This is a genomic window from Balneolaceae bacterium, from assembly GCA_034521445.1.
GTDB lineage: Bacteria > Bacteroidota > Rhodothermia > Balneolales > Balneolaceae > JAXHMM01.
In genome coordinates, this window is sequence record JAXHMM010000006.1 from 232,559 (window position 1) to 245,016 (window position 12,458).

Sequence of the window (12,458 nt, forward strand, 5' to 3'; positions counted from 1 at the left end):
GAACCCCTTGTGCGGCATGCTTATGCATGTTGCACAGGGGGTTATTTTTTTAGGCCGAATTCCGGCCATTTCCGGTCCGCGCCACCCGTCCGCCGAATGTCCGGAAAGCGGATGGACAGGCGGTTGATACCTCTTTCCGATTCCTGCTCCACCTGGGCGTCCAGCTGGCGCAACAAGGCTTGAACTACCTCTTGCCGAAGAGTTTCGTTTTTCTCCTTGTCAAACATCACAGCTACCGTACCGCCCCTTTCGCTCATTTCCAGATTGAAGTTCTTCCCCTCCTTGGTGAGCTCAATTCGCAGACCGGCAGAGGCGCCTGACTGTTCCAGAATCAGGCCAGCCACTTCGTTCACAAGTAGCACACAGGGGACGGCCAACTCCACATCCATATGCAGTCCCTTGGCCCGGCACTCCACCTCAGCCTGTCCGCTTCGGTCTCTCACCTGGCTTAGGAAAACAACCAGGTTATCGAGATAGTCCTGCATGTCGACCCTATGCCGGGAGCCGGTATTCCGGAACAGGTCGTGGATCATGGCCAGGGATTTGATACGCACTACCGTATCGGTAAGAGCCTGACGCACCGCCGAATCATCTGTCTCATACAGCTGCAGCTGAAGGAAGCCCGTGGCCAGGTTCAAGTTGTTCATCACCCGGTGGTTGGTTTTCATGAGCAGCGCCTTCTGCTCCTGTGCGCTGCCCTCGGCCAGCGAGCGGCTGCGTTCAATGGAAGTAACGTCGGTATAAATTCGGTAGCATAGATTGGCCCCTTCCTGTCCTGTGACAGGTGCTTCATCTTCGAGTACCGCCAGGGGTGTGCCGTTCTTCGTCACCACCCCCGGCCGATACCGAGTTGAGCCGGCTGTGCCGGCGCGCGAGGTAACTTCCTTGCCCGTATCCGGCGATTCGCCCTCCGGGGCCAGGAGCCGGTCAATATTTCTCCCAATCAGCTCCTCCTCCCCGTATCCAAACATTTCCACAAATGTGGGGTTGACCTCCAGTATCCTGCCGCCGCGATCCATCAGTACCATTCCGGCTCCCGCATTACGAAAAAGGGAGGAAAGGATGGCCTGCCGCGTATGAAGACGTTGCTCGGCACGCACGCGGTGTGTCACCGCGCTGCCGGCGATCAGCAGGAAGGGTTTCCCGTCTTGCCCGGTATGCGATTGTAGCTGCAGGCGGTACCATCGCTCACCTTCCTCGCTCGTGACCAGGCGAAGTGTGACCTCGGCTCCTCCCTCTTCCATCGCCTTGGCGAACGTACGTTCCCATTTCTCCCGGTCACCTGGTGCACAGAGGGCGGCCAGGTCTTCGGGCGCCTCTCTTTTCTCGTAGCCCAGCACCGAATAAAATAAGTCGTTCACACGCATCAGTCTTCCATGAGCATCAGCCAGCAGGGCCAGACCCGGCATCATGTCAAAGAGTTTATCGGTGGCGAAGTACTCGCTGTAACCGGTCTCCATCATGCTGCCTCCCCGGGCGTGTTCTCTACAGATATTTCACGACGCACGCGCTCATCGTTCAGGTAGTCGATCAGAGGCTGCTCCATGTAGGCGTCCGTGTATTTCATTACCAGCACAGACTGCCGGGGGGTAACCGCATGCTCAAGTTCGGCGTTCACAAAGCGCAGAAGTCGGCCGGTAAGGCTGGTCTGCCTTCCACTCACCACCGAATCGAGGGTCTCCCATATTTCATCACCGCCCAGGTTTACCGTAATTAGGAGCGTTGTCTGTCGGGGATCCGAGCTGTCGGTCCGGACTTTCATTTTACTGAATTCGTCGTGGTGGCAATTCACCAGTGCAAAGAGCACTTCGTTAAGCACCAGACCCATCGCAATGGCCCGATCCAGGTCCATGGGAAGCTCGTCGATCAACAGGTGAAGGTCCGGCTGCTTGCGCCCGTAGAAATTAAACAGCCACTTGATGTGACGGTGAAGAAAAGCATGAAAGGGAACTTGTTCCACGTTTCCATTCTCGCCCATCAGCTCCTGGATGTTGGCCAGGGTCTGCAGGCGAGACTCCTTGTGTTCCAGGGCCAGGTGCGTATCGCTTTCGTGCGTCTCCTCTGACTGCAGGTGGAACAGGGCCTGCGCGATGGCAAAGTTTCCCAAGGTACGATCCTGCAACCTGTCCATAAAATGTTTACTGTTCACCAGCTTTTGCTCCAGCTTTTTTTGCGCTTTCACCCTATCTGTAATGTCGTTGAACTGCACAAAGATCCCGTAGACTTCACCGGTCCCATCGGTCATGGGATTATAGACTACATCCCGGTACACAGTTTTTATACCACCCGGACTTTTGATACGCAGCGCATGGCCGCGGTCGTAGTGGGGTTTGCCGGATCGGTAGACGCGGTCCAGTTTTTCTAAAATTCCCTGCTTGGCCGCCTCCGGCAAAATCTGCCGCACGGTTTTACCTACCATTTTTTTTTGTCCCATGGTTCGAACATAGGACTCATTTGCGAATTCGTAGGTGTGGCTCTCGCCTGTCAATATGGCCATGGGCGCAGGCGCCTTGCGAAAGATACGCATGAGCGTGTCGTGGAGCTCACTCTTTTCCAGGTCCACGACCAGCTTACGCTCCTCTAGAAGTTGTTCAATCCTCTTATCCTTTTCCTGCAGTCTGTACCAGACTCCGTGGATCATCATGGTCAGGAACCCAAAGGATGCGATGGCCAGTATCCAGGTGTTCACGTTTTTCAGGGTAAGCAGCAGGTAGGCATCACTGAACAGCAGGTTGATCAGCTCGTTGGAAAAAAGCAGCCAGCCACTTACTCCTGCCAGGTAGTAGAGCGCCAGTTTGCCCTCCCTGATTTGCAAAACTCTGTTGATAGCTTCCATAGTCAGTCGTCTGTAGTCACGGGCCTCAAATATTAGAAAATTTTAATACTTCTAACAAATACCATGACGTTAAATTTATAAGACACTGATATTTATGCAGCTAGAGTCGACCAATGTGCTGCGCAGCACAGTTCGATCACTACCCATGCACCTGCATTATTCCTTGGTTGCGCGTTTAGCCACCGCTCAACCCGACCCATGCTGCGGTGGACGGACTCCGACTGGCAGGTCAGACTGCCTCTGATCATGGGAGAGTACGGCGCTCTCCCGGGATCTTGCGCGGGCATGGCTGCCCATGTTACGTACCTCGAATTTTGTTCCGTCCTGCCATTAGCACTTTCACCAGTAAATTCCTTATTTTCGGAGACTTGCCCGGAATACAATGCCGGGATGGGAACCGCCCAGACGCGGAACCCGTACGTACTGCCTGAACACGATGATGTACCCAATTACATGAGCTCCCTCTATCCCGATTACGACGTAATTGTGGTCGGCGCAGGACACGCAGGAAGCGAAGCTGCCGGAGCGGCGGCAGGCCTGGGCGCCAAGACCCTTCTTATCACCATGGACCTGGACGCCATTGCCAAGATGTCCTGCAATCCCGCCATAGGCGGCATCGCCAAGGGTCAGCTCGTGCGTGAGATCGACGCGCTCGGAGGACTGATGGGCATCGTGGCCGACAAGACCGGCGTGCAGTACCGCATGCTCAACACCAGTAAGGGTCCCGCCATGTGGAGCCCTCGCTGCCAGAGCGACCGAGCCCTCTACTCCAAGACCATGCGCCGGGAGCTGGAGAAGAAAAAGAATCTTTATTTCCGCCAAGACAACGTGGTAGATGTACTCACCGACGATGAGGGGAATCGGGTCACCGGGGTACGCACAAAAACCGGCCAAAGCTTTGTGGCCCAAACAGTTATACTAACAACCGGCACCTTCGGAAACGGGCTTATTCATATTGGGGAGCACAACTTCGGGGGTGGTCGCTCCGGGGAGAACGCTTCCGTGGGCATTTCTGCCGCTCTGGAGAGGCTGGGCTTCGAAGTGGGACGACTTAAAACCGGCACCCCGCCCCGTATCGACGGCCGAACCATCGACTACGATCAGCTGGAAATTCAGTACGGTGACGAGAATCCCTCGCCCTTCTCCTTTATGACCGACAAGCTGCCCTCCAAAGAGGAGCAGCTTACCTGCTGGATGGGTTACACCAGCGAAGAGGTGCACGAGGTGCTGCGCGGCGGCTTCGACCGAAGCCCCATGTTCAACGGCCGGATCGAATCGCCCGGCCCGCGCTACTGTCCCAGCATCGAGGACAAGATCGACCGCTTTGCCGATAAGGACTCCCATCAGCTCTTCCTGGAACCGGAAGGATGGAATACCTACGAGATGTATCTGAACGGCTTTTCCACCTCCCTTCCCGAGGACGTGCAATACAAGGCACTGCGCACCATTTCGGGATTTGAGAAGGCGCATATGCTGCGGCCAGGCTACGCAATTGAATACGACTACTTCCCACCCTACCAGATAAAGCGCAGCATGGAGACCAAGACGGTGGACGGTCTCTTCTTTGCCGGGCAGATCAACGGCACCACGGGCTACGAGGAGGCCGCCTGCCAGGGACTGATGGCCGGCATCAACGCCGCGCGAGCAGTGTCAGGCGACGAGCCCCTCATCCTGCAACGCTCTGAAGCCTACATAGGGGTGCTCATTGACGATCTGATCACCAAGGGGACCGAGGAGCCCTACCGAATGTTCACCTCGCGCGCAGAACATCGCATCCTGCTGCGCCAGGACAATGCCGACCTGCGACTTACAGAACTGGGACACAAAATAAGTCTGGCGAGCGAGGAGCGTTTCCAACGCTATAAGACCAAAAAAGAAGCCGTGGACAAGGTCCACGATCTGTTGGCAGAATACACGGTTTATCCCGAAAAGATGGATCCCATGCTGCAGGAACGAGGCACCTCTGCCTTGGACCAGCCCGTACGTGCAAAAACCCTCGTCCCCCGTCCCGAACTGCATATCCATGACCTCTTCCAGGCCGATCCCCAACTGCGCGAGAAAGCCCACGCTATTTCCGACGATAAAGACGTTTTCGACCAGGTGGAAATTCAGATCAAGTACGCCGGCTATATTGAGAAGGAGTTTAAAATGGTCGAAGAGATGAAGGAGAAGGAGGAGATGAATATTCCCGAGGAGCTCAATTACGGCAACATTAACAGCCTCAGCTCAGAAGGACGCAGCAAACTGGACCGCATTCGACCCGAAACCCTCGGCCAGGCGAGTCGCATCAGCGGGGTATCCGCAAGCGATGTGGCCGTACTGATGGTCTATTTAAAGGATTAAACACAGGCTGAGCACTCTTGACGGCACGTTTCACGTGAAACAGACCATTCCCACATACCAGGATGCCCCCTCCTCCCTATTTACCTTTGCCGACGAGCTCTTAGAAAATAATTCCGATGCACTTGACCGCTACCTTGAGCGTCTGCTTTGGTGGAACGAGCGCGTGAATTTGGTAAGCCGGGCTGTTCCACGTGAAACGTTGCGTGAGCATATACGTCATTCTCTTGCTGTGAGCGGACTAGAGCCCTTTCAACAAGCCTCCACTGTGGTGGATGCCGGCACCGGCGGAGGGCTTCCGGGTATACCTCTTTCCGTGGCAAACCCCGATAAATCTTTTGTGCTGAATGACATTGTGACCAAAAAAATACTCGCCGTACGCCAGATGGCGCGGAACCTGGGACTAAGCAATATCCGTGTGGCGGACTGTTCACTCGCAGATCTCGAACACGAGAAGCCCTTCGTTCTACTTTCCAAGCACTCCTTTAAACTGGACGAAATTCTGGAGTTGTCCACGCATCTTCCCTGGACGCATATGATCCTCTACAAGGGGGAGGAGCTTGCCGGTGAGCTGGATACACTGGCCCACTCCCCTAGTTTGACTGTGCAGGTATTGCGTCTGCATAAAGCCTCCCAGCATCCCTTTTACGAGGGTAAAGCCCTGGTGGTGGTTCGCCGCGAAAACCACTAATCATTACCCTGCTGGCAGTCCGCGCGCCAATCGCCCACTCTGAACCGGATGCCTCTCCCCTGCGGATCCCTTATATTTCCCTTTTTGTATCCAACCGCGTTAAATAGAGTCCCACGATATGAACAGCTCCGAGCGCCGAATGAAATTGATCCTGCTCCTTCAGCAGTCCAACCGCCGGCTGACGGTAGACGATCTGGCGGAGCGCTTCAATGTGAGCCGGCGCACCATCTTTCGCGATTTTAACGCCCTCTCGGAGCTTAACGTACCTGTGACATGGGATAAATACAGCGGCTATGGCGTGATGCCGGGTTACAAAATCCCTCCTCTCATGTTTACCTCGAAAGAGCTGGCCACCATCATGGTGGGACTGAACTTCGTTCGCTCGCAGGTGGATCGCACCCTGGTGGAAGACGCCGAGGGTGTGGAGCTTAAAATCAAGGAGGTGCTGCCCGACGAACTGCGATCCTTTATGGAGTCGCTGGAGCAGCGCATGGTCGTGGACCCCTACCTTAATTTCGGTGCCCATAAGTCGGAGGGTGGAAACTGGTACCTGATCAGCAGTGCCATTTCCCAAAACAAACGTATTCGTTTCAACTACCGGGCCCGAAGCGGTGCCGAATCAGAAGGGCGAAAAATCGACCCCTACCTGGTAGTATTCTACCGCGACCACTGGAACGTCATCGGTTTTTCCCGGCAGCGGGAGGCCATCCGAAATTTTGTGCTCGAACGCATGTCGAAAGTGGAAATATTGGACGAATCCTTTACGCCATCGGGCGACATCGACGCAGAAGGCCTTATTTTTCGCTCTGACGAACGATCCCGCCTGGTGAGGGTCAACGTATCCAGTTCGGCATTGAGGCGGTTTGAGGCCAATCTACCGGCTAAGGTTTTAAGGAAATATGAAATTAAACCTAATATATTTAGGCTAGAATTTAATTTTGATAACTTGGAATTTATTAACGAATGGCTGCTCCAATTTCCTAGGGATATTAATATATATGGTCCGGACGAATTAGTAGATATGAGGCAAAACCTCCTTGAAGAAATGATGTCCGCTTAGCGGTTGGCGAGTCATCCGTACCTCTCAATTCCGTTTAGCCGGACGAACCAAAAAAGGGCGGCCCCGATCTAAGCCGGGACCGCCCCTGAATATGTAATCAACCCGCGCCGGGTCAGACGGTGTCGTCTTCGTCTTCGTTAACTACGCGCGTCACTGCGGCGATGGCCCCCTCATCGCCCAATCGCATGAGACGGACACCCTGGGTATTTCTGCCCATGGTCCGTATCTCCTCGCAATTCATCCGGATGATCTTACCTGCCTCGGTAATCACCATCAGATCGTCATTGTCAGAGACTTCCTTGAGTGCGATAAGATTGCCGGTTTTCTTGGTGACCTTGAGCGTGATTACGCCCTTTCCTCCCCGGCTCTGCTCACGATAGTCCTCCACAAGCGAGCGTTTGCCGTATCCGTTTTCGGAAATGGCCAGGACCGTAGCCTCATGGGTGTTCTTGATCACCACCATGTCGACCAGCTCGTTGTTCTTGCTCAGGCTCATACCCTTCACTCCGGAGGTGTTGCGACCCATGTCGCGAACGTCATCCTCGTGGAATCGGATTGCGCGCCCTTTCTTGTTGGCTAGAATGACGTTGCTCTCCCCATTGGTCAGTGCGGCGCCCAGCAGGGAATCCTCCTCCCGGATGTTGATGGCAATAATGCCATCGCGGCGGGGACGGCTGTAGGCTTCCAGAGAGGTCTTCTTGACCTGCCCCTCCTTGGTGGCCATAATTATATAGTGGCTGTTGATGTATTCCTCGTCGTCCAGCGTTTTCACCGGCACGAAGGTCTTGATGTTGTCGTCCTTGTCGATGTCGATAAGGTTGACGATGGCCCGTCCCCTCGCGGTACGCGAGCCCTCGGGAATCTCGTAGACCTTCAGCCAGTAGCACTGTCCCTTCTCGGTAAAGAAGAGGATATAGTTGTGGTTGGTGGCCACGAAAAGATGCTCCACGTACTCCTCGTCCTTCGTGGTGGTGCCCTTCATGCCTTTGCCCCCTCGCCGCTGGCGACGGTAGCCAGATACCGGCATGCGCTTGATAAAGCCCTTGTTGTTGATGGTGACCACCACGTCCTCATCTGCAATCATGTCCTCCACGCTGAAGTCATCGGCCGAGTAGACGATCTGCGTTCGGCGATCATCACCGTAACGGTCGCGCAGTTCGGTGAGCTCTTGTTCTATAATAGCGTATTGCTCATCACGATTGCTCAGAATACTGCGGAAGCCGGCAATTTTCTCGACGATCTGTCCGTACTCTTCTTCGATTTTATCGCGCTCCAGCCCGGTAAGTTTCTGCAGGCGCATGTCCAGGATGGCCTTGGCCTGCAGGTCGGTGAGGGCAAATCTTCGACGCAGCTTCTCGTTGGCCTCCTGTGGAGAGTCGGAAGCGCGAATGGTCTTGATCACCTCGTCCAGATTCTCCAGGGCAATCTTGAGACCCTCCAGAATATGAGCGCGCGCCTCGGCCTGGTCCAGGTCATAAAGCGTGCGGCGGATGATCACGTCGATGCGGTGCTCCACGAAGTGGTAGATCAGCTCCTTCAAAGCCATCACCTTGGGACGCCCCTTGACCAGGGCCAGGCTGATCACCCCGAAGGTTTGCTGCATCTGGGTGTACTTGTAGAGCTGATTCAGCACGATGCCCGGATTGGAGCCGCGCTTCAGCACGATGACCATCCGCATGCCCTCACGGTCGGATTCGTCCCGAATTTCCGAGATCTGCTCGATTTTGTCCTCCGACAGGGAGGCGATCTTCTCAATAAGTGTAGTCTTGTTAACCTGGTAGGGTATTTCGGTGACCACAATCTGCTCGCGATTGCCGCGCAGCTCTTCGGTGCTGGCGCGGGCACGCATGGTAATCTTTCCACGACCCGTCTCATAGGCCTCCTTCACCCCGTCGTAGCCGTAGATGATACCTCCGGTGGGGAAGTCAGGAGCCGTGATGTGCTCCATCAGCTCCTTGGTCTCGATATCCGGGTTATTGAGGTAGGCCACAATGCCGTTGATCACCTCGGTGATGTTGTGGGGCGCCATGTTAGTGGCCATGCCCACGGCGATGCCTGAAGAGCCGTTGATCAGCAAATTGGGCAGCATGCCCGGGAGGACGGTAGGCTCCTGCAGGGTGTCGTCAAAATTGGACTGGTAGTCGACCGTCTCCTTGTTGATGTCGGTCAGCATCTCCTCGGCGATACGCTGCATGCGTACCTCTGTGTACCGCATGGCCGCGGCCGAGTCGCCGTCAATGGATCCGAAGTTGCCCTGGCCGTCCACCAGCGGATAACGCAGGGAGAAGTCCTGCACCATGCGTACGATGGTATCGTAGACCGCTGAGTCGCCGTGGGGGTGGTACTTACCGAGCACCTCACCGACAATGCGGGCGCTCTTTTTGTAGTTTCGGTTGTGCAGCATGCCCAGCTCGCTCATTCCGTAGAGCACGCGCCGGTGTACCGGCTTGAGTCCGTCGCGAACGTCGGGGAGGGCGCGTGAGACGATGACCGACATCGAGTAATCGATGTAGGCCGACTGCATCTCGTCTTCTATAGATATAGGCACGATCTTTTCTCTAGCCATGAATCAGTTCAGGTCGGATGTTAAAGAAAATGGGTTCCCGGTGGATAGAAAATGAGTTCAGACGTCCAGGGTGGCATACTTGGCGTTGCGCTCGATGAAGTTGCGCCGCGGCTCCACATCTCCGCCCATGAGCGTGGAGAAAAGCTTGTCGGCGCCCGCCGCGCTTTCCACCGTGACCTGCTGGAGGGTGCGCGTCTCGGGATCCATAGTGGTTTCCCAGAGTTGGCCGGGATTCATCTCGCCGAGTCCCTTATAGCGGGAGACGTCAAATTTTTTATTCTCCTTTTTAAGCCGCTGGATGATATTATTACGGGTCTCCTCATCCCAGGCGTAATCGATGTTGTCCCGGGTATAGGAGATCCGGTAGAGCGGGGGGGTGGCGATGTATACATACCCGCCCTCGATCAGCGGCTTCATGTACCGGTAGAAGAAGGTAAGCAGGAGCGTGCGGATATGGGAGCCGTCCACGTCCGCATCCGTCATGATGATAATCTTGTGGTAGCGGAGGTTCTCCAACTCGAAATCCTCCTCTGCATGGCCTACGCCAGCCCCGAGAGCGGTGATCATCGCCTGGATTTCGTTGTTTTCCAGGATGCGGTTGATCTTGGCCTTCTCCACGTTCAGGATCTTCCCGCGGAGGGGGAGAATGGCCTGGGAACTGCGATCGCGTCCCATTTTGGCCGATCCGCCGGCCGAGTCGCCCTCCACCAGGTAAATTTCGCAATGCTCGGGATCGTTGATGGAGCAGTCTGCCAGCTTGCCGGGCAATCCGCCGCCGCTCATGGCGCTCTTGCGCTGGATAAGCTGCCGCGCCTTCCGGGCGGCCTCACGGGCTTCGGCGGCCAGTATAACTTTTTCGAGAATCTTTTTGGCCGTCTTGGGATTCTGCTCCAGGTAGTCCTTTAGTTTATCGTAGACCACGATTTCAACGGCGCTCTGCACCTCGGAATTCCCAAGCTTGGTCTTGGTCTGCCCTTCAAACTGGGGCTCGGGCACCCTGACGTTCAGTACGGCCGTCATGCCTTCGCGAAAGTCCTCGCCTGAAATGCCCACGTCTGTTTTCAGCAGCCTGTTGTTCTCCGCATAGGTCTTCATGGCGCGGGTCAGTGCACGGCGAAAGCCTGAGATGTGGGTACCACCCTCCCTGGTGTTGATGTTGTTAACGTAGGAGTGGACGTTCTCGGTGTAGGTGGAGTTGTAGCTGATGGCCAGTTCCACGGGTACCATGTCCACCTCACCCTCGATGTAGATGGGCTCCTCCATCAGGGTTTCCCGGGTTTCGTCGAGGTAGGTTACGAAGTCTTTCACGCCCCCCTCGTAATAAAAGGTGTCGCCGGCGAGCTCCTCGTCCTCCTCCCGCTCGTCGTGGAGATCGATGGTGATGCCCGGATTCAGGAAGGCGAGCTCACGCATGCGCTCGGCAATAATGTCGTACTTGAACTCGAGTGTATTCGTGAAGATTTCAGGATCCGGCTTAAACGTAATAATAGTGCCGGTCTTGTCGGTAGTACCCTTCTTCTTGAGGGGCTGCACGGTCTTGCCGTGCTCAAACTCCATGACATGGATCTCTCCGTCCCGGTGTACCTCGCAGTAGAAATGGGAGGAGAGGGCGTTCACGCAGCTGACACCCACCCCGTGGAGGCCGCCGCTCACCTTGTAGGTATTCTTGTCGAACTTTCCGCCGGCGTGCAACTTGGTGAGCACCACCTCCACGGCCGGTAGTTTGATCTTGGGATGCTCGTCGACCGGGATACCGCGTCCGTTGTCGCGGATAGTCATCGAGCCGTCCGCGTTGATGGTCACATCAATCTCGTCGCAGTAGCCCACCATCGCCTCGTCGATGGAGTTGTCAACCACCTCGTTAATAAGATGGTGCAATCCGCGCTGACCAACGTCTCCGATATACATGGCCGGGCGCTTTCGTACCGCCTCAAGCCCCTCCAGCACCTGTATGTTTTCCGCCCTGTAATCAGAACTTGACTTTTTCGCCATAAATGCAGATGTGACTGTGAATTACAATAATGATGAAGACGCCTGAAAATACCGTATAATAAGGCAAAATCAAAGAACGTAAAGATGATGCCCGGCATGACGGCGGTCGCCCGGCAACGGCTAAATGTGGGGTTCCCACCCACTGTCCCACCCCCTTGTCCGCAGCCTGCGATGGCGGCCGGGACCCGTAAAATTCACTCTTAAAAGAAACGTTGATCTTTTTCGGGAATACGCCTATTTTTCTCGTCTCTCTAGGAAACACTACACCATCTTTTTCAGCTGACCACATGGCACGCAAAGACGACATCACGGGGAAGGGCGCCCTTAACGGCTACCGATCCTCGAAGTCCAATAACAAAACGAAGCACAAATTCCAGCAAAACCTGCAGAAGAAAAAGTTTTATCTTCCCGAGGAGGACCGCTGGGTGACGCTCAAGGTGTCTGCCAAAACGCTGCGCACCATCAACAAGAAGGGCATCACCGCCGTGCTGAAGGAAGCAAAGCAGAAAGGAACCCTGATCAAGGAAGTCTAGCAACACCATGGCAAAAGGAAATCGCGTACAGGTCATACTGGAATGCACGGAAAAGCCGGGATCATCCCGCTACGTGACCACCAAGAACCGGAGGAATTCCCCTGACCGGCTGGAACTAAAAAAGTACAACCCAGTGCTTCGCAAGCACACCGTACACAAGGAAATCAAATAAGCTAACCGCACCCGATCCATGGCCAAGAAGCAGACATTCGGAGCCGAGGCGCTTCAACTGAAAGCCGCCCACCGGCGTATGGCAAAAGTGATAATCTCCACCCCCACGGACAAACGTAACAAGTATGCCTTCAAAGAGGCGATGGTGGAACAGGACAGTGTTCAGGAATTTATCAGGCAGCACAACAGCGACTGAACCCCTCTTTCCCCCGTCCTAAGGTTGCATTCGTTTGCCCGGATGGAACCTTTTTTTTTACGTACTTTTGACG

Annotated in this window: 10 protein-coding genes; 6 read left to right on the top strand and 4 right to left on the bottom strand. The window is 55.1% G+C overall.

Annotation, left to right across the window (positions count from 1 at the left end):
- Positions 1 to 41 precede the first annotated feature (41 nt).
- Together U5K31_08255 and U5K31_08260 are read right to left on the bottom strand one after the other, a co-directional pair.
- Complete coding sequence (locus U5K31_08255; protein MDZ7772713.1) at positions 42 to 1,460, bottom strand: PAS domain S-box protein; 1,419 nt, start codon at positions 1,458 to 1,460, stop codon at positions 42 to 44.
- Positions 1,460 to 2,836 (bottom strand): PAS domain-containing protein, encoded by a 1,377-nt coding sequence (locus U5K31_08260; GenBank protein MDZ7772714.1) that lies wholly within the window; start codon positions 2,834 to 2,836, stop codon positions 1,460 to 1,462. Before U5K31_08260 ends, U5K31_08255 begins: the two co-directional genes overlap by 1 nt.
- Positions 2,837 to 3,289: 453 nt before the next feature.
- On the opposite strand from U5K31_08260, the gene mnmG reads away from it, so the two are divergent.
- The 3 genes from mnmG (at position 3,290) to U5K31_08275 (ending at position 6,927) form a co-directional block, all read left to right on the top strand.
- A complete protein-coding gene (gene mnmG, locus U5K31_08265; GenBank protein MDZ7772715.1) occupies positions 3,290 to 5,179 on the top strand; it encodes a tRNA uridine-5-carboxymethylaminomethyl(34) synthesis enzyme MnmG in 1,890 nt (629 codons plus the stop codon).
- A 34-nt stretch (positions 5,180 to 5,213) separates the two neighbouring features.
- Positions 5,214 to 5,867, top strand: coding sequence for an RsmG family class I SAM-dependent methyltransferase (locus tag U5K31_08270; GenBank protein MDZ7772716.1), 654 nt, complete (start codon positions 5,214 to 5,216; stop codon positions 5,865 to 5,867).
- Between the two features lie 118 nt (positions 5,868 to 5,985).
- The gene (locus U5K31_08275; GenBank protein MDZ7772717.1) at positions 5,986 to 6,927 is read left to right on the top strand and encodes a YafY family protein; all 942 of its coding nucleotides are present in this window, start codon (positions 5,986 to 5,988) and stop codon (positions 6,925 to 6,927) included.
- A gap of 112 nt (positions 6,928 to 7,039) precedes the next feature.
- On the opposite strand, the gene gyrA is transcribed toward U5K31_08275, so the two are convergent.
- Both gyrA and gyrB read right to left on the bottom strand, forming a co-directional pair.
- A complete protein-coding gene (gene gyrA / locus U5K31_08280) occupies positions 7,040 to 9,493 on the bottom strand; it encodes a DNA gyrase subunit A (GenBank protein ID MDZ7772718.1) in 2,454 nt (817 codons plus the stop codon).
- A 57-nt stretch (positions 9,494 to 9,550) separates the two neighbouring features.
- Complete coding sequence (gene gyrB / locus U5K31_08285) at positions 9,551 to 11,485, bottom strand: DNA topoisomerase (ATP-hydrolyzing) subunit B (GenBank protein MDZ7772719.1); 1,935 nt, start codon at positions 11,483 to 11,485, stop codon at positions 9,551 to 9,553.
- A gap of 287 nt (positions 11,486 to 11,772) precedes the next feature.
- Here gyrB and rpmB point away from each other — a divergent pair, with 287 nt between their 5' ends.
- The 3 genes from rpmB to U5K31_08300 are packed head-to-tail and all read left to right on the top strand — an operon-like array spanning position 11,773 to position 12,385.
- On the top strand, positions 11,773 to 12,018 hold the full coding sequence (gene rpmB / locus U5K31_08290) for a 50S ribosomal protein L28 (GenBank protein ID MDZ7772720.1): 246 nt from the start codon (positions 11,773 to 11,775) through the stop codon (positions 12,016 to 12,018).
- 7 nt (positions 12,019 to 12,025) lie between these two features.
- Complete coding sequence (gene rpmG / locus U5K31_08295; protein MDZ7772721.1) at positions 12,026 to 12,190, top strand: 50S ribosomal protein L33; 165 nt, start codon at positions 12,026 to 12,028, stop codon at positions 12,188 to 12,190.
- An 18-nt stretch (positions 12,191 to 12,208) separates the two neighbouring features.
- Positions 12,209 to 12,385: a DUF4295 family protein gene (locus U5K31_08300; GenBank protein MDZ7772722.1), complete on the top strand. Its 177-nt coding sequence runs from the start codon at positions 12,209 to 12,211 to the stop codon at positions 12,383 to 12,385.
- Positions 12,386 to 12,458: the final 73 nt, after the last annotated feature.